We start from the raw sequence: 16668 nt of genomic DNA on the forward strand, positions 1-16668 counted from the left end.
AAACGGTGACTTATACAGTCAAGTTTATTCCGGATCAGACAGAAATCCCTTGATTTTTATACCATTGTCTGATAGAGTGGAAAGAGACGAAATAGTCGTCAAAATAATAGAAAAGAACATTACAAAAAGAGAGGTATCGACATGGCACAGGATCCGAATTTAGACCAGGAGAACATGGAAGAGCAGGAGGAAATGACCGTCACACTGACTCTGGACGATGGTACAGAAATCGAGTGTGTGGTTCTCACCATTTTTACGGCCGGCGAACGCGATTACATTGCTCTGCTTCCGATGGAAGGTGCTGAGGCGGAAGAGGGAGAGGTTTACTTATACCGTTATTCCGAGTCAGAGGATGGACAGCCGAATCTGGAGAATATCGAAGATGATGATGAATATGAGATCGTAGCCGATGCATTTGACGAATTGCTGGATGATGCGGAGTACGATGAACTGGTAGGCGAAGACGAGACAGAAGAAAACGAATAAAGAGGCTGAGCTATTGTCTTCGGATGATAGCTCTTCTTTTTTAACGGCGTTATATGTGATATTTTATACTGAATTAATGCAAAGCTGTGCTGGTGCCTCCCGACGTATTTACGCCGGGAGGCACTAGACGGCCGGAAAGGAGATAAGATGAAGAAAATCGTTGATGCAAAGGGACTTCCCTGCCCCCAGCCTGTGATTAAGGCAAAAGAGGTACTGAAAGAGATGACGGAGGGAACCGTCGAGGTTTTGGTGGACAATGAGATCGCCGTACAGAACTTAATGAAGCTGGGCGGCTATTTTGGACTGAAGCCGGTATCGGAAAAGCTAACAGAGGAAGAATTCCGGGTGAGCTACGATGTCACGGAGCGGAAGGCGGCAGATCCTCAGAAAGAGGGAAATACCGCCAATGAGGCTGCAGAAGCAGACGTGAAGGCGGAAGCCTGTATTCCGGATGCCAGGAGGAAGGGCCAGGTCGTGGTGATTTCCTCCGACTGTATGGGAAGCGGGGATGATGAGCTGGGAAGGCAGCTGATGAAGGGCTTTCTCTATGCGCAGACCCAGCTGGACGTGCTGCCCGATACGGTCCTGCTCTATAACGGCGGTGCAAAGCTGTCGGCGGAGGGATCGCAGTCTGTGGAAGATTTAAGGAGTCTGGAGGCGCAGGGAGTCGAGATCCTTACCTGCGGCACATGCCTGAACTTTTACGGCCTTTCCGAGAAGCTGGCGGTTGGAAATGTCACCAACATGTACGATATCGCCGAGAAGCTGTCCGGGGCCAGCTCCGTGATCCGGCCATAATGCAGAAGAAAAACAGAGAGGAAACGGTCGTTCATACCTTCCAGCCGGTATACGACGAAAACTCCAGAGTTCTCATGCTGGGCACCATGCCGTCTCCAAAATCCAGGGAGCAGGGCTTCTACTACGGTCATCCGCGCAATCGTTTCTGGCCGGTCCTGGCGGATATTTTAGGGGAGCCGGCGCCTGGGACGATTGAGGAGAAGAAGAGCCTGGCACTGCGCCGCCGGATCGCCGTATGGGACGTCCTTGCAGGATGCGATATCTGCGGAGCGGACGACAGCTCCATTAAAAATCCGGTACCCAACGACATGAACGTGATCCTTTCCCGGGCAGACATAAGGGCCGTGTTTACGACAGGGACAAAAGCGGACGAATTGTATGAAAGATACTGCTTTTCCCAGACGGAGATTGCCTCCATCCGGCTTCCGTCGACCAGCCCAGCCAACTGCCGGACCAGTTACGAAGAACTGAGGGCTGCCTATTCACAGATTTTAAAATACCTGTAAAATGCAAAATTTATGTAATTTTCCTCTAAAATCCTGCATAAATAAGTAAAAAAGCAGGGTTAATGCGAGTCATTTTGTTGACAAAACGATATTTTCGTTTTATAATTCACTCAGCTAAAATATAAACATCAGAAGGCAGGCTGAACTTATACACGTCAACAGTAGAAACAGATGAATCTGTTTGAGGAGGAGAATTATGATGAATACTAAGAGTGAAACTAAGGCAGCAACGAAGACGGCAGAGACGAAAGCTGTAGAGACGAAAACAGCAGAAGTCAAGACGGCAGAAAAGAAGCCGGCGAAAGCAGCTCCGTCCGAGGCTAAGAAGGCACCGGCAGCAAAACCGGCGGCTGAGAAGAAAGCGGCTGCACCAAAGAAGGCTGCTCCGGCTAAGAAGGAAGCTGCGCCGAAGGCTGCACCTGAGAAAAAGGAAGCTGCGCCAAAGAAAGCTGTTGCTAAGAAGCCTGCAGCCGGGAAGGAAGTAAAATCTTCCGTAGTAATCGAGTTTGCTGGAAAGCAGATCGCTGCAAAAGATGTTCTGGAAGCTGCAAAGAAGGCTTATGAGTCCATGAACAAGGGCGCTGTCATCGAGACAATCGAGATTTATGTGAAGCCGGAAGAGCATGCTGCTTACTACGTTGTAAACGGCGAAGGTTCTGACCAGTATAAGGTTATGTTATAATTGAATACATAGAACACGATACGGTGCTGTAAAAGGAATGGACGCGTTTTTTGCGGATGATGTTCTTTTTACAGCACTATTTTTCTGCCGGCAGCGAGTCAGATGGCGTACCTGCGGGCGGTCTGCGGCGTTTTTAGACTTTGTGCTTCAGACTGTAGTAACCGTCCCTGGATGATGTAACACGACGGTACAGTCTGATGAGCATCAGAGTACAGGATACGGTAAAGAATATTTCCAGCGCGCTGCTGACGATTCCGGCCAGACACAAGAGCATGGCCGACAGCACAGTGATGATGTTCAGACAGATGAAGTAGGGACGGTATACTTCCCGGTTCATGCAGTAGAGCTTCCACACGATCAGGTAGAGACAGGCCAGCAGCAGCACGGAGGCGCTGAAGGCGAAGATCACGTGGAGAAATGCCCGAAAGGGCCTGTTTTCGGGAAGATAGGGCGTGGTGACCGCGAAGGCCAGCAGGATCAGAGCGCTGACGCTCGTAACCGTCTCCTTCCGGTTGCGTGGGAGGTGATGAATAATTTTTCTCAGCACATAGTAAAAATAGATGCCCACGATGATTCCCCATAAGAGAAAGGCATTCTTGCGGTTGGCCAGACTGCCCAGTACGGAGAAGTTCAGCCTGAATAAATCGGTTCCCCAGGCAAAAAGAAACGTGTAAACGGGAATAATAAAGTAAGCGGTGATGTTTAATATCATGTCGTACCTCGCAGGTTCATTAGTTGAAGAATCGTTTTAACGTCTCCTATATATTTTTATCATATAGTTCGAAAATATTTATAAACAAAGTGTGTAATTTGTCGAAAAAATTGGGAAAATAAAGGAAAATTATTCCGGAACATTGACGGAAAAGGCCGAATCTGGTAATCTGGTGGAAAGAATTCTTGAGAAAAATGAGGAGTTGTGATGATAGAGCTGCCGGAGGCATTTAAAAAAAAGATGATGGGCCTTCTTGAAACGGAATATGAGGCGTTTCTGGAAAGCTACGAAAAGGAGCGGGTGCAGGGACTGCGGCTGAATCCCGGAAAGGCGGAGGCGAAGGAGTTTTTAGCGAAGGCCCCGTTTCACCTGACAAAGATTCCGTGGGCGAGGGAAGGCTATTACTACGATTCGCATGACCGGCCCGGAAAGCATCCGTACCATGAAGCGGGGCTGTATTACATTCAGGAGCCCAGCGCTATGGCAGTGGTGGAACTTTTGGAGCCGAAGCCGGGAGACTGTGTGCTGGACCTCTGCGCGGCGCCGGGCGGCAAGACGACTCAGATCGCCGGACACCTGCTGGGAGAAGGCTTTTTGCTGAGCAATGAGATCCATCCGGCCAGGGCGAAGATCCTCTCGCAGAATGTGGAACGCATGGGAATCCGGAACGCGGTGGTGGCCAATGAGACGCCGGAACGGCTGGCAGAGCGGTTCCCTCAGTTTTTCGATAAAATCGTGGTGGACGCTCCATGCTCCGGCGAAGGCATGTTCCGTAAGGACGAGGAAGCCCGCAGCCAGTGGAGCCCGGATCACGTGGTTATGTGCGCGGCGAGGCAGCGCCAGATTCTGGATCATGCAGCGCAGATGCTGAAGGCCGGAGGACGCATGGTCTATTCCACCTGCACCTTTTCCCCGGAGGAGGACGAGCAGACCATCGAGATGTTTCTTTCGGATCATCCGGAATTTGAGATCGAGGATATGGGGACCCGGGAAGGCCTTTCACCGGGGAGGCCGGAATGGGGAACCCTGTCCATGGAAACACTCCGGAAAACCTACCGGATATGGCCCCATTTATCGGAGGGGGAAGGCCACTATCTGGCCGTGCTTCGCAAGACGGGGGAGGACGACGGGACGTGGAAACGAAAGGGGCCGAAGTATTTGAAAGACAAGGCCGTGTGGAAGGAGTATGAAGGCTTCTGCAGGGAGCTGTTTACGGAACCGGAGCGATACCTGGACAGGGAAGAGTATATCCTGTTCGGGGACCAGCTGTATCTGCTTCCGCCTCAGATGATCGATCTGGCCGGCCTAAAGGTGGTGCGTCCCGGCCTTCATATGGGAACGATGAAGAAGAACCGCTTTGAGCCATCCCACGCCCTGGCGCTATCCATGAAGGAAGAGGAGGCGGTGCGCCGTTTCTCCATGAAGGCAGATGGGATGGAGGCTGTCCGGTATCTGAAGGGGGAAACGCTGAGGATCGAGGAAGCAAAAAACTGTGATTTAAACGGACAGAAGGGCTGGGTCCTGATGACCGTGGACGGCTGGTCCCTGGGATTTTCCAAACTGGCCGGTGGAATCTTAAAAAATCATTATCCGAAGGGACTGCGCTGGATGGGAGGGACGGTATTCGTCTCCTGACCGAAGAGCCGGCGCATATCCTCTGGAAGAGGGGCCTCGAAATGAAGGGGCTCCTTTTTGATGGGATGAATAAAATCCAGCTGCCAGGAATGGAGGGCCTGCCTGCCAATCAGGCGGTAGTCGGGATTATAGAGAAAATCGCCGGGCAATGGGTGGCCGATATGCTTCATGTGAACCCGGATCTGATGGGTTCGTCCCGTCTCCAGGCGCAGCTCCACTAAGGAACAGTCGGTGTCACGATTGTAACACAGCGTGCGGTAATGGGTTCTGGCAGAATCCCCGTGTTCAAAGTCCACACAGCGCTCGATGGTGGAATCGCCGGCTCTGGCGATGGGGGCGTCGATCACGCCTTCCGGGGGAACCAGACCGGAGGCCGCAGCCAGATAACATCTGCGTATGGCATGGGTACGGACCATCTCGGACAGCATGCAGGCGCTGAGTGCGTGCCTCGCCAGTATCAGCAGGCCGGTGGTATCACGGTCCAGGCGGTTAATGGCCCGGTAGGTAGCGGCCTCTCCCTTCTCCCCCAGATACCAGGCGATTCCGTTAGCCAGTGTATTATCGTGATTTCCCTGGGACGGATGAATGGGGACGCCGGCGGCCTTATTGACGACGAGAAGGTCACGGTCCTCGTACCGGATGTCCAGGTCCATGGGAACGGGAACAATATTCTCTGAACCGTGTTCTTCGGGCAGTGTGACGGCGAGGGAGTCGCCCTCGTCCAGCCTGTACGTCGTATAGACAGGGCTTCCATTCTTTAAAATGGATTGCTCCGTGTGGCGCAGCCGGCGGATCAGAGCTGCGGAATAGCCGTTTGACAGCAGAAACTGTTCTACGGTCTTTTGTATGTCCTGTTGTTGAATGAGGTATGTCATAGTCGTTTTCATGGCATAAATTTTATCATGGCTGGGTGAGATTGACAAGAAATTTTAAAAATGTATAATTGTCTTATGGAAAAGAAGAAAGGACATACGATTATGATGAACGAAGAGCTTTATGAGAAACTGGAACAGGAATTAGAGAAGAATCATGTAGAGGAAGATGTGGAGGATGTGCTCCTCGATCTGGCGGAAAATATAGCAGAACGCGGAATTATGGATAAAGAAGTCATCTTTAAGCAATCCTATGGAAGGACGGAGGTTCACGGCTGCGGAGTCTGCGCGGAGGAAGACGGAGAGACCAGCGTGCTGATCAAATGGATTCGTGTAGGGAAAAAGGAGTTTGAGATCGACGATTATTTCCTCTAGAGACAGGCCGTATCAGCTGCACGGAGATGAAATGGAGGAAAGAATCAAATGACTGGAATCAGACAGCAGTATACAGTAAAAGACCTGGGAATCGACCTGCTCTGCGATATCGCGGGCGCATTCCTTTTCAATATCGGGATCTATAATTTCGCGGTGAACGCGGAGTTCGCCCCTGTCGGCGTCTCCGGTATCGCCCTTATTTTGCGCTACTTATTCGGACTTCCCATGGGTATCGTGAGCATCCTGCTCAACATACCGATCCTGCTTGTCAGCTATAAGCTGCTGGGAAGACGGTTCCTGCTCCGCTCCATGAAGAGTATGGTGATATTCGCGTTTGTGCTGGACTATGTGATGCCCATCATTCCTGTCTATGACGGAAACCCGTTCTATGCATCGATCTGTACCGGTATCTTTTCGGGACTGGGACTTACGATTGTTTACCTGCGGGGCGGTTCCACAGGCGGCACGGACTTCCTGGTCATGGCTATCAGGAAGCTGTTTCCCCACCTGACGATCGGCCAGATCTCTCTGGTGGTGGATGCCGTAGTCATCATGGCCGGCGGCTTCGTGTTCCGCAATCTGGACGCGGTGATCCTGGGTATGATCTCCTCTATCGTGACCACCATGGTCATCGACAAGATCATGTACGGTCTCGGCGCCGGAAAGCTGATGCTTATCGTTACGTCGTGCGAGGCGGCGGTGGCAGCCGCCATCGAGGAGGCCACAGGGCGGGGCTGTACGTTTCTGGAAGGACAGGGCTCCTACTCCCTGGACGAGAAGAAGGTCGTCATGTGTGCATGCAATAACAGCCAGGTAATCCCCATCAGACGCGAGGTCCATGAGATCGATAAGGGCGCGTTTATCATTATCACAGATTCGAATGAGGTGTTTGGAGAGGGCTTTAAGCCAATTGAGATCATATGACAGTAAGAGCGGGAAGCAATCGTATTCCCGCTCAAATTCTATCTTATCAGCATTGTTATCAATACGTTTCATTCCATCCTCTTTTATAATCCCGTACTTTGCCTGATCCGCCGCCCTCTGAACCTTTTTCGTCTTCCTTTAAGGCGGAATGGGAGAGATGCTTTTGCTTGCTGGCGGCGTGATCGACGATGGAGTCCTTCTTTAAGAAGCTGGCCCGTTTGATGATGTCGGTGCCGAATTTGCTGCGGATCTGGTCAACCGCCTTTTCCATCTCCTTCATCTTCTTGGACTGCTCCGATTCGAACAGGCTGATCTGGCTGAACTCATCGTCAGATATCTTCGTTGCGCGCACTCCGATCAAGCGGAGCGGCGTGCGGTCCCAGAACTCCTTCAGCAGACGGCAGGCGTTCTCGTAAAGCACCGTGGTGGAATCCGTGGGGCTGTTAAGCGTCGTCTGGTGGGATTGTACGTGAAAGTCCCAGTCCTTGATTTCCACACAGACACAGTCACAGATCACGTGATCTGCGCGGAGCCGCGCTCCTACAGTCTCACAGAGGGACAGGAGCACGGTGAACGCCGTATCGAGGTCATCCACATCGCGGGACAGCGTGGTGCTGTTGCCGTAGCCCTTGTTGATGGGCTCGCGTTCCGCCACGGGGGAAGGATCGATGCCGCAGGCATAGTCGTGAATCTGTATGGCATACTTTTCGCCCAGAATGGGTTTTAACAGTTCCACATTGCAGGCGGCCAGCTGGCCGATGGTGTGGATTCCGATTCCCTCCAGCTTATTCTGGGCGGAACGGCCCACGAAAAACAGCTCCCGGATGGGAAGCGGCCACATCTTCTCCGGGATCTCATCGAGAAAGAGGGTGTGGCACATGTCGGGCTTCCTGAAATCGGAGGCCATCTTGGCCAGAAGCTTGTTGGGGGCAATCCCGATATTCACGGTAAAACCCAGCTCCCGGCAGATGCGTTCACGGATCTGATTGGCCGTGGTCCACGGATCCCCGAAGAGATGGATGGTGGAGCTCATGTCTAAAAAGGCTTCGTCGATGCTGAATTTTTCAATATCAGGGGTGTAGTCGGATAAGAGGTTCATCAGGAGAGTGGAATAGTGAATATAGACATCGAACCGCGAGGGGACGACACACAGCCCCGGGCACTTTCGAAGCGCCTGAACCAGCGGCTCCCCGGTGGTGACCCCATACTTTTTCGCCGGTGTGGACTTAGCCAGCACGATGCCGTGACGGGAAGCGGCGTCCCCTCCTACCGCGGAGGGAATCGTGCGGAGATCCAGCGCCTCCGGATCCTCCGTCAGACGGCAGACAGACTCCCAGCTTAAAAATGCGGAATTAACATCAATATGAAAGACAAGCGGACTCTGTGCCATAAGATTCCCTCCCTGTGTAAATGAAGAAATGATCTGCTTCTATTATATCGAATATATGTTCGCAAGTAAAGAGGAAACTTAAAGGCCAGACCTCTTAACCGGAATAAATGAAAAATAGAAGGAATAGGATAAAATAAAATCATACAGGGTGGTATGAGGATGAAGCAGGTCATACTATTTATTCTGTGCCTTGTGCTGTGCACGGGAATATGCGGCAGGGTTACGGCGCAGGCGGAGACGGACGGGCAGGAACAACAAAATCAGAAGGATGAACTGGGGCTGTATGCGCAGTCGGCTGTTCTGATGGATGCGAAAACAGGCAGAATCCTGTATGGGAAAAATGAGGGAGTGGCCCGTCCCATGGCGAGTACGACGAAGATCATGACCTGCATCATAGCCCTGGAGTATGGAAATCTCTCCGACACTGTGACGGCGTCCCAGAATGCAGCGGCCCAGCCGAAGGTTCATTTGGGCGTGTATAAGGGGCAGACCTTCCGGCTGGAGGATTTACTCTACAGCCTGATGCTGGAATCCCACAACGACGCGGCCGTGATGATCGCGGAGCATGTGGGCGGAAGTGTGGAGGGCTTTGCGGTCCTGATGAATCAGAAGGCCAGGGATTTAGGGTGCGGCGACACGTATTTTATCACACCCAACGGGCTGGACGCCAGCAAGGAGGAGAACGGCCAGATGAAGGAGCACTCCACGACTGCTGCGGATTTGGCCCGCATCATGAATTACTGCATCGGCACGTCACCGAAGAAGGATGAATTTCTGAAGATTACGGGGACACAGAGCTATTATTTCACGGATCAGGAGGGGAAACGGTCCTACAGCTGCCAGAACCACAATGCACTGCTGACCATGATGAGCGGCGTATTCTCCGGCAAGACCGGATTTACGGGCGGAGCGGGCTACTCCTATGTGGGGGCGTTAGAGGACGGAGAGCGGGAGTTTACCATCGCGCTTCTGGGCTGTGGATGGCCACCTCACAAGACGTATAAATGGTCGGATGCCAGGAAGCTGTTCGGGTATGGAAAGGAACACTATCAGTACCGGGAGGTCTACCAGGAAAAGACATTACCTGAAATTCCGGTGGAAAACGGAGTCCCCCTTTCCGGAAACCTGGGCGATCCGGTGATGGTTCACGCCGATTTAAATCTGAAGGATGAGGAGAAGAGCTTAAAGCTTCTCATGGCAGAGGACGAGGAAGTGACCGTATCCGAGGAGCTTCCGGACCGCTTAAAGGCGCCGCTTAGGAAGGGGCAGACCGTGGGAACGGTGACTTACCGCCTGCAGGGAGAGACCGTAAAGACATTTCCTGTCTATCTCACCGAGGATGTGGAGAAAATCACCTTCCGGTGGTGCATCGACCGTGTGATCCAGCTCTTCCGGTCACCATTTTCATTTGTAAATGGCATTGCGGAGTGAACAGCAACAAATGAACTGCCGGGGCGTGATGGCCTAAGCAGGGGCTTTTAGGAATGGGGCGTTTGTGATATACTATGAGCATTGAGAAAGAATGAACGAAAGAAAGAGGCGTACAGAATGGAAGAGAATTTAAACGGAACAGCAAAACATTACACAGGCAGAATCCCTCTGGAGGGGCTGCCCAATACGAGAGATCTTGGCGGCATACATACCATGGATGGAAAGCAGATTGTACCGGCACGGCTGATTCGGAGCGGAGCGCTCTATGAGGCTACGCCGGCGGACATAACGCGTCTGGCAGGGGAGTGCCGTCTGGGGACGGTGGTGGATTTCAGAACCTCTGTGGAGAGAAGCCAGAAGCCGGACCCGGAGATAGACGGCGTCATCAACATTTTCAATCCGATTCTGAATGAGGAGACGGTGGGGATCACCTTTGAGGACGAGGAGGAGGGAAAGCCGAAGCAGGATGCCATAATCGGAATGCTGGAACACGCCTCTTCCCTGGGCGGGAATCCGGAGCTCTATGTGGATAAGCTGTATGAGAATCTCGTCATGGATGAACATGCTGCGGCGTATTACAGCCGCTTTTTCGATATCCTTCTGGAGGCAGACGACCGCGCGGTGCTCTGGCACTGTACCGCCGGAAAGGACCGGGTGGGTGTGGGAACAGCCCTTCTGCTGTCCGCCCTATCCGTAGACCGGGATACGATTATCCGGGATTTTATCCGGACGAATGATTACGTGATGGAAAATGCGGTGAAGACCGCGGATATGGTGCGGGAAAAGACGAAGGACGTGAGGCTTGCAGAGTGTGTGAAGGTGCTTTTGACGGTATCGGAGGATTATATCCGCCATGCGTTTTCCGCCATGGAAACCGCCTGCGGTTCCGTGGATGCCTATCTGAATGAACGGATTGGCATAAATGAGCGGAAGCAGGCGGAACTGAAACGAAAATTTCTTATTTCATAAAAAAGCGGATTTCATAAGATAGCGGAAGCCGCCGCCGTGTGCGTTACCGGCTGCGCATTCAGAATCAGGACATCTCCGTCGCGGACGTGGGTCTGGCCCGTCGGAACGAGGGAGCGGCCGGCCCTGCGTATGAGAAAGATCAGGGTGTCTGCGGGAAGCGTAAGCTCCGACAGCGGTTTGTTCACCCATGGATGGTACCGGCCGATCCGGACTTCGCGGAGCTTCATGCCGCTTTTGTCCGCATAGGCCGGACTGTTCAGGATGATGGTGTCATCCGCTGTGATGAACGTGCTTCCGTTGGGAATCAGCGTCTTCCCATCCCGCAGTACCATGACGGCCAGCATATCCTCCGGAATGGAGATATCCTGGAAGGTATGGCCGATCCAGGGATGTCCCTCGGGGAGACGGACCTCGGTCAGATGGATGGACTGGTCTTCCTGATAGTCGTTAAAGGTCTTGAAGATATCGTCGGTGGAACCGATTACTTCCAGCTTCTTCGCCATCCATGGAAGCAGAGAGCCCTGAATGGCGACAGACAGGAGGCAGACGCAGAACACGATATGAAAGATGTCGTATTCCATGGCGGCCGGACTCAGGACTGTGGTGATGGCAAAGACGATGGAGGCGGCTCCCCGCAGGCCGGCCCAGGAGATCAGCAGCTGCTGGCGGAATGGAACTTTAAAGGGCCGCAGTATGATGTAGACGGCCACAGGCCGCGCGATCAGAAGCATGAAGGCCATAATGCAGACGGAAGGGACCAGTACGGGAATGATCCTGGACGGAAAACACAGGAGCCCCAGCAGGAAAAACAGAATAATCTGCATCATTCCGGTGATGCCGTCAAAAAAGTGGACGAGTTCCACTTTTCCTTTTATCTGGCTGTTGCCCAGGATAATGCCGGCGATATAGACGCTTAAGAAGCCATTGCCGGAGACTGAGGCCGAGAGACCGTAGGTTAGGACTGCAAGGGCCATGGTGAGAATCGGAAGCATTTCCCCGGAAAAAAACTGTTCGGAGTTTAAAAGCTTCGATCCGGCCAGGCCGGCTGCCACGCCGAACAGGATACCGTACAGCACCTGCGCCGAGAAGACGAGGGCGACGGAGCCGGCGGAAGAGTGGCCCGCCATCATGCCCAGTACGATTGTAGTCAGCATATAGGCGACGGGATCGTTGCTTCCGCTCTCCACCTCGAGGATGGACGCCATGCCGTCTACAAGGTTAAGCTTTTTCATGCGGAGAATGGAAAATACGCTGGCGGCATCCGTGGATCCGAGTACGGAGCCGATTAAAAGTCCTTCCAGCAGGGAAGTCTTCAGAATAAAATGGCAGAAAAGGCCGGTTAAGAGTGCGGTAAGTATGACGCCGGCGCTGGAAAGCAGCACGGCTTTTTTTGCCACAGGCCTGGCGGCCTCCCAGTTGGTGCAGAATCCTCCATAAAACATGATGAAAATCAGGGCGACGGAACAGATGCTCTCCGCGAGCCCATAGTTGGAAAAGGGAATCTGCAAGATTCCGTCTGTCCCGAACATCATGCCCAGAATGATGAAGAGGAGAAGGGAGGGGACGCCGATGCGGGTTGACAGGCTCCCTGCAAAGATGCACAGGATGCAGATAAATGCAGCCATAATTAAATATAACTCCATGTGTTCGCTCCTTTCTGAGTATAAATTTTCATCATAAAGTATAACAGGAGGACGGCGGAAAAAGTAAAACGGAGAGGAATTGAAACGAAATCTTAACGGCGGGGGTTTTAAGAAACCGGGGATTATGCTATACTGGGAGGCGGTGTTATTTACCGATGAAAGGAAGACAGATCTGTATGAATATGAAAAAAATAATAACCGTGCTGGCGGGAAATACGCTCTACGCCCTGGCCGTGTCCCTCTTTATCCTTCCAAACGGCCTCATCACCGGCGGGACGACGGGTCTTGCATTGGTGGCCCAGTATAAGTTCGGGATTCCCATCGCGGCGTTCGTCGGCGTTTTTAATGTGGTGATGTTTGCGGCGGGTGCGGCGGTTCTCGGCAAAGCGTTTGCATTTACGACAATCATCAGTACCTTTTACTATCCGTTTATTCTCGGCGTTTTTGAAGGACTGTTCGGTTCCTCTCCCATCACCGGGGATACGATGCTGGCGACCGTCTTTGCCGGACTCTTGATCGGCGCGGGAATCGGCATGGTGATCCGTGCGGGGGCATCGACCGGAGGCATGGATATACCGCCGCTGATTCTCAATAAGAAGTTCCGCCTTCCGGTCTCCATGACGATGTCGGTGTTCGACTGCCTGATCCTGCTGACCCAGATGGTGTTTGCAGGCAAGGAGAAGATCCTGTACGGAATTCTGCTGGTGCTTCTCTACACCATGGTGCTGGATAAGGTGCTGATGATCGGACAGAACCAGATGCAGGTCAAGATCATCAGCGAGCAGTGCGAGATCATCAGCGAGGCGATCCAGAACCGGATGGACCGGGGAACGACGCTGCTCCTGATCGAGGGAGGCCATTTGAGAAAGGCATCCTATGCGGTGCTCACGGTCGTATCGGGCCGGGAGCTGTCGAAGCTGAATGAACTCGTCATGGGGCTGGACTCCAATGCATTTATGATTATCAACCAGGTCAGCGAGGTGCGCGGCCGTGGATTTACCCTTCACAAGGAGTATAAATAAGGGAAGAATCTTACAGAAAACTGACTAACATTTACAGTTTTGGAAACTCTATTGACTTCCGCTTCTGCGTGGTATATACTTTGCCCGAAGCGCAGAAAGGAAGTGTGCACTTATGGTGAGAAGAGGAAAGATTCTGGCCGTTCTGCTGGCTGTCATCACAGTGCTGGCGGCGGGCGGCTGTTCAGGGAAAAGCGCGTCTGAGGCAGTGGGAGCCGCAGAGACGACAGCGGCGAAAGCCACAGAGGCTGCGAAGGATGAGGCGGCGCCGTTTCGCGCAGAGATAGAAAAAGAGGAAGAGACGACTCCGGAAGATATGGAGAAAGAGGCCCGGGCGGCAGCTGGTCCGGGAGCAGAGGACGGCGGCGCGGCAGAATCGGAGGCAGGAGATAAGGATATCGAGGCATTTGCAGAGCTGGTCCAGGAAGCGGTAGCGGACAGGGACATGGAGGCTTTGGCAGATCTGGCCGCGTTCCCCTTAAATCTGGAGACCGCTGATGGAGAGAAGATGACTTTTGCAGACAGAAACGAGTTCTTAAAACAGAATCCGGATCTGATCTTCGGGGACGATTTGATGGTGGCGATCGCAGGAGTTGACACGGCGACACTGGAAGCGAACGCGGATGGCGTGACCATGGGAGAGGAAAATCCCCATATCCGCTATAAAAAGACAGAGGATGGTACATTTCGCATAATGGACATCCGGGAATGACGTGTGCAATAGTTACAAATTAGACAACGAAAACTTGTGTATTTCGCTGGAAGTTAAGAAAGATTGTGAAAAAATGCTGACAAGTTATTAGGACTGCATGATGTGGATTATGAAAAATCCATAGAATGCAGTTCTTTTTTTTCCAAAAAAACCTTGAAATTTGTCATAATTAATTATACAATTATAATCGGCAGAAATTGGTGTTATTCTACGGATCTTTGTTAATTACTTAACAGAGCCCGTACAAATATTACAAAATGGAGGATTGCAAAATGAGTAATTCAGCACAGACATCAGCAAGCAACAGAATCAATGCTTTGCTTGATGAGAACAGTTTTGTTGAAGTCGGCGCCTATATCACGGCCAGAAACACAGACTTCAACATGACATCAAGGGAAACCCCTGCTGACGGTGTTGTTACCGGTTACGGTACCATCGAAGGATGCCTTGTGTATGTGTACAGCCAGGACGCATCCGTACTGGGTGGTTCCATCGGCGAAATGCATGCAAAAAAAATCGTTAATCTTTATGCGGCGGCCATGAAGACGGGCGCTCCGGTCATTGGCCTGATCGACTGCGCAGGCTTAAGACTTCAGGAAGCTACCGATGCCCTGGACGGATTTGGCCAGCTTTATTTAAGCCAGACCATGGCTTCCGGTGTGATTCCGCAGATCAGCGCAGTGTTTGGAACCTGCGGCGGCGGTATGGCGGTTTCCACAGCTATGGCTGATTTCACATTTGTGGAAAGCAAGAACGGAAAGTTATTTGTGAATTCCCCGAACGCACTGGCTGGCAACTATACCGGCAAATGCGACACGGCATCCGCTGATTTCCAGAGTAAGGAAACCGGACTGGCAGATTTTACAGGCGATGAGGCGGAGATTTTAAGCGGTATCAGAACCCTGGTTACCATCCTCCCGGCCAATAACGAAGATGACATGTCCTACGACGAGTGTAACGACGATTTAAACCGTGTGTGCTCCGACCTTGCAAACTATGTGGGAGACACGGCTATCGCGCTGACACAGATTTCTGATGATAATTTCTTCATGGAAGTGAAGAAGGATTACGCTCCTTCCATGGTAACCGGATTCATCCGTATGAACGGAACGACGGTGGGCGCTGTTGCCAACCGCACAGAATCCTATGATGAGAGCGGCTTAAAGACTGCTGAGTACGATGCGGTTTTAACCTCTCAGGGCTGCACCAAGGCTGCGGAATTCGTGGAGTTCTGCGATGCATTTAATATCCCGGTGCTTACGCTTGTCAATGTAAAGGGCTATAAGGCCAGCAAATGCACAGAGAGAAAGATCGCCAAAGCGGCGGCCAAGCTGACGTATGCATTTGCCAATGCAACAGTTCCGAAGGTAACGGTTGTCATCGGACAGGCGTTCGGAACCGCTTATTTAACAATGAACAGCAAGTCAATCGGCGCCGATATGGTTTACGCATGGCCGGACGCTTCCATCGGCATGATGGATGCGAAGGAAGCGGCGAAGATCATGTATGCGGATGAGATCGGCAAGGCGGACGACAGCGTTTCCTTAATCAATGAGAAGGCGGAAGGCTATCAGACTTTACAGTCCAGCGCACTGGCCGCTGCAAAGAGAGGCTATGTTGATGATATCATCGATGCAAGCGAGACAAGAGCCCGCGTGATTGCTGCATTTGAGATGTTATTCACGAAGAGAGAGGATCGTCCGGATAAAAAACATGGCACGGTCTAGAATGAGGTGACAGGTATATGAAACTGAATATGAAACGAGTAGCATTAGGACTTTGCATGGCAGCCTGTCTCTTTTCATTATCTGCCTGCAGTAAGGCTGACACCGCTTCCTCAGAGATCGATGTCAACATTCAGGCTCAGTTAAGCCAGATGGCTTCCGGATATTTAAGCTCTTACGTGAACATTCCGGATGATCAGCTGGACGAGGTGAGAAGCCAGACTGCAAAACAGAGCGAAGCTCTTGCCGAGGGTGTGGACTCCTGGAAGAACGTCAAGCATGACCTTGGCGCCATGATTTCCGTAGAGGACACGGCTGAGGTAGAAGAGATTGACAGCGGCTACAGCGCAACGGTTCATGCGGTTTTTGAGAAGAGAGAGATGGACTTCGGTATCACGACCGACAGGGAAGGTGCGATTACCAGCGTTTCCTTTGTCCCGGAGTATACGTTAGGCGAAAACATGGAACAGGCCGCCATGAATATGGTTATGGGTATGGGAACCGTATTTATTGTCCTGATCTTCATCAGCTTCCTCATCGGCTGCTTCAAATATATTAACCGTTTTGAAGAGAAGATGAAGAACAAGGGAAAGAAAGAAGATCCGGAACCATTAGCGGCAGCAGAACCGGCACCAGTTTACCAGGCAGTGGAAGAGAACCTGGCCGATGATCTGGAACTGGTAGCAGTCATTACAGCTGCGATTGCAGCATCTACAGGAACGAGCCCAAGCGGTCTTGTCGTACGCTCCATCAGACGTGCACCGGCAGGGAAATGGAAAAAAGCATAATA

Annotated in this window: 17 protein-coding genes; 13 read left to right on the plus strand and 4 right to left on the minus strand. The window is 52.0% G+C overall.

The window, feature by feature from the left end:
* Positions 1 to 141: 141 nt before the first annotated feature.
* The 4 genes from H8S80_RS02335 to H8S80_RS02350 all read left to right on the plus strand — a co-directional run bounded on the left by H8S80_RS02335 (position 142) and on the right by H8S80_RS02350 (position 2472).
* A complete protein-coding gene (locus H8S80_RS02335; RefSeq protein ID WP_002600492.1) occupies positions 142 to 486 on the plus strand; it encodes a DUF1292 domain-containing protein in 345 nt (114 codons plus the stop codon).
* A 147-nt stretch (positions 487 to 633) separates the two neighbouring features.
* Positions 634 to 1284 (plus strand): sulfurtransferase-like selenium metabolism protein YedF, encoded by a 651-nt coding sequence (gene yedF, locus H8S80_RS02340; RefSeq protein WP_117630135.1) that lies wholly within the window; start codon positions 634 to 636, stop codon positions 1282 to 1284.
* Positions 1284 to 1790 (plus strand): DNA-deoxyinosine glycosylase, encoded by a 507-nt coding sequence (locus H8S80_RS02345; RefSeq protein WP_002600490.1) that lies wholly within the window; start codon positions 1284 to 1286, stop codon positions 1788 to 1790. Before yedF ends, H8S80_RS02345 begins: the two co-directional genes overlap by 1 nt.
* Before the next feature lie 196 nt (positions 1791 to 1986).
* Positions 1987 to 2472 (plus strand): DUF6465 family protein, encoded by a 486-nt coding sequence (locus tag H8S80_RS02350; RefSeq protein WP_117630136.1) that lies wholly within the window; start codon positions 1987 to 1989, stop codon positions 2470 to 2472.
* 133 nt (positions 2473 to 2605) lie between these two features.
* Here the strand turns inward: H8S80_RS02350 and H8S80_RS02355 are convergent, their stop codons facing one another.
* Positions 2606 to 3184, minus strand: a complete 579-nt coding sequence (locus H8S80_RS02355; RefSeq protein ID WP_002600488.1) for a hypothetical protein — start codon at positions 3182 to 3184, stop codon at positions 2606 to 2608.
* 207 nt (positions 3185 to 3391) lie between these two features.
* Between H8S80_RS02355 and H8S80_RS02360 the strand changes: the two genes are divergently transcribed.
* The gene (locus H8S80_RS02360; protein WP_117630137.1) at positions 3392 to 4819 is read left to right on the plus strand and encodes an RsmF rRNA methyltransferase first C-terminal domain-containing protein; all 1428 of its coding nucleotides are present in this window, start codon (positions 3392 to 3394) and stop codon (positions 4817 to 4819) included.
* Here H8S80_RS02360 and H8S80_RS02365 read toward each other — a convergent pair.
* A complete protein-coding gene (locus tag H8S80_RS02365) occupies positions 4771 to 5706 on the minus strand; it encodes an RluA family pseudouridine synthase (RefSeq protein WP_117630138.1) in 936 nt (311 codons plus the stop codon). The genes H8S80_RS02360 and H8S80_RS02365 overlap by 49 nt on opposite strands.
* A gap of 90 nt (positions 5707 to 5796) precedes the next feature.
* Between H8S80_RS02365 and H8S80_RS02370 the strand changes: the two genes are divergently transcribed.
* The gene (locus tag H8S80_RS02370; protein WP_055660989.1) at positions 5797 to 6066 is read left to right on the plus strand and encodes a hypothetical protein; all 270 of its coding nucleotides are present in this window, start codon (positions 5797 to 5799) and stop codon (positions 6064 to 6066) included.
* Between the two features lie 48 nt (positions 6067 to 6114).
* On the plus strand, positions 6115 to 6990 hold the full coding sequence (locus H8S80_RS02375) for a YitT family protein (protein ID WP_002600484.1): 876 nt from the start codon (positions 6115 to 6117) through the stop codon (positions 6988 to 6990).
* A gap of 58 nt (positions 6991 to 7048) precedes the next feature.
* On the opposite strand, the gene H8S80_RS02380 is transcribed toward H8S80_RS02375, so the two are convergent.
* Positions 7049 to 8380, minus strand: coding sequence for a DNA polymerase Y family protein (locus H8S80_RS02380; RefSeq protein ID WP_117630139.1), 1332 nt, complete (start codon positions 8378 to 8380; stop codon positions 7049 to 7051).
* Between the two features lie 159 nt (positions 8381 to 8539).
* On the opposite strand from H8S80_RS02380, the gene H8S80_RS02385 reads away from it, so the two are divergent.
* Positions 8540 to 9811 (plus strand): D-alanyl-D-alanine carboxypeptidase family protein, encoded by a 1272-nt coding sequence (locus tag H8S80_RS02385; RefSeq protein ID WP_117630140.1) that lies wholly within the window; start codon positions 8540 to 8542, stop codon positions 9809 to 9811.
* A 117-nt stretch (positions 9812 to 9928) separates the two neighbouring features.
* Complete coding sequence (locus H8S80_RS02390) at positions 9929 to 10780, plus strand: tyrosine-protein phosphatase (protein ID WP_002600481.1); 852 nt, start codon at positions 9929 to 9931, stop codon at positions 10778 to 10780.
* 11 nt (positions 10781 to 10791) lie between these two features.
* Here H8S80_RS02390 and H8S80_RS02395 read toward each other — a convergent pair whose 3' ends face one another.
* Positions 10792 to 12423: a potassium/proton antiporter gene (locus H8S80_RS02395; RefSeq protein WP_117630141.1), complete on the minus strand. Its 1632-nt coding sequence runs from the start codon at positions 12421 to 12423 to the stop codon at positions 10792 to 10794.
* A gap of 176 nt (positions 12424 to 12599) precedes the next feature.
* Between H8S80_RS02395 and H8S80_RS02400 the strand changes: the two genes are divergently transcribed.
* From H8S80_RS02400 to H8S80_RS02415, 4 genes are all read left to right on the plus strand, one after another.
* Positions 12600 to 13445, plus strand: coding sequence for a YitT family protein (locus H8S80_RS02400; protein WP_117630493.1), 846 nt, complete (start codon positions 12600 to 12602; stop codon positions 13443 to 13445).
* A 112-nt stretch (positions 13446 to 13557) separates the two neighbouring features.
* Positions 13558 to 14154 (plus strand): hypothetical protein, encoded by a 597-nt coding sequence (locus H8S80_RS02405; RefSeq protein ID WP_002600478.1) that lies wholly within the window; start codon positions 13558 to 13560, stop codon positions 14152 to 14154.
* 272 nt (positions 14155 to 14426) lie between these two features.
* Positions 14427 to 15881, plus strand: a complete 1455-nt coding sequence (locus H8S80_RS02410; protein ID WP_002600477.1) for an acyl-CoA carboxylase subunit beta — start codon at positions 14427 to 14429, stop codon at positions 15879 to 15881.
* A gap of 17 nt (positions 15882 to 15898) precedes the next feature.
* Complete coding sequence (locus tag H8S80_RS02415; RefSeq protein WP_117630142.1) at positions 15899 to 16666, plus strand: OadG family protein; 768 nt, start codon at positions 15899 to 15901, stop codon at positions 16664 to 16666.
* Positions 16667 to 16668: the final 2 nt, after the last annotated feature.

This window comes from Hungatella sp. L36 (assembly GCF_014288035.1).

What these genes read in the sequence shown, in the direction of transcription:
- H8S80_RS02385 (WP_117630140.1), top strand. Translation starts at nt 8,540, where the DNA reads ATGAAGCAGGTCATACTATTTATTCTGTGCCTTGTGCTGTGCACGGGA.
- H8S80_RS02345 (WP_002600490.1), top strand. Translation starts at nt 1,284, where the DNA reads ATGCAGAAGAAAAACAGAGAGGAAACGGTCGTTCATACCTTCCAGCCG.
- H8S80_RS02370 (WP_055660989.1), top strand. Translation starts at nt 5,797, where the DNA reads ATGATGAACGAAGAGCTTTATGAGAAACTGGAACAGGAATTAGAGAAG.
- H8S80_RS02335 (WP_002600492.1), top strand. Translation starts at nt 142, where the DNA reads ATGGCACAGGATCCGAATTTAGACCAGGAGAACATGGAAGAGCAGGAG.
- H8S80_RS02395 (WP_117630141.1), bottom strand. Translation starts at nt 12,423, where the DNA reads ATGGAGTTATATTTAATTATGGCTGCATTTATCTGCATCCTGTGCATC.
- H8S80_RS02415 (WP_117630142.1), top strand. Translation starts at nt 15,899, where the DNA reads ATGAAACTGAATATGAAACGAGTAGCATTAGGACTTTGCATGGCAGCC.
- H8S80_RS02355 (WP_002600488.1), bottom strand. Translation starts at nt 3,184, where the DNA reads ATGATATTAAACATCACCGCTTACTTTATTATTCCCGTTTACACGTTT.
- H8S80_RS02350 (WP_117630136.1), top strand. Translation starts at nt 1,987, where the DNA reads ATGATGAATACTAAGAGTGAAACTAAGGCAGCAACGAAGACGGCAGAG.
- H8S80_RS02380 (WP_117630139.1), bottom strand. Translation starts at nt 8,380, where the DNA reads ATGGCACAGAGTCCGCTTGTCTTTCATATTGATGTTAATTCCGCATTT.
- H8S80_RS02360 (WP_117630137.1), top strand. Translation starts at nt 3,392, where the DNA reads ATGATAGAGCTGCCGGAGGCATTTAAAAAAAAGATGATGGGCCTTCTT.
- H8S80_RS02390 (WP_002600481.1), top strand. Translation starts at nt 9,929, where the DNA reads ATGGAAGAGAATTTAAACGGAACAGCAAAACATTACACAGGCAGAATC.
- yedF (WP_117630135.1), top strand. Translation starts at nt 634, where the DNA reads ATGAAGAAAATCGTTGATGCAAAGGGACTTCCCTGCCCCCAGCCTGTG.
- H8S80_RS02400 (WP_117630493.1), top strand. Translation starts at nt 12,600, where the DNA reads ATGAATATGAAAAAAATAATAACCGTGCTGGCGGGAAATACGCTCTAC.
- H8S80_RS02410 (WP_002600477.1), top strand. Translation starts at nt 14,427, where the DNA reads ATGAGTAATTCAGCACAGACATCAGCAAGCAACAGAATCAATGCTTTG.
- H8S80_RS02405 (WP_002600478.1), top strand. Translation starts at nt 13,558, where the DNA reads ATGGTGAGAAGAGGAAAGATTCTGGCCGTTCTGCTGGCTGTCATCACA.
- H8S80_RS02375 (WP_002600484.1), top strand. Translation starts at nt 6,115, where the DNA reads ATGACTGGAATCAGACAGCAGTATACAGTAAAAGACCTGGGAATCGAC.
- H8S80_RS02365 (WP_117630138.1), bottom strand. Translation starts at nt 5,706, where the DNA reads ATGAAAACGACTATGACATACCTCATTCAACAACAGGACATACAAAAG.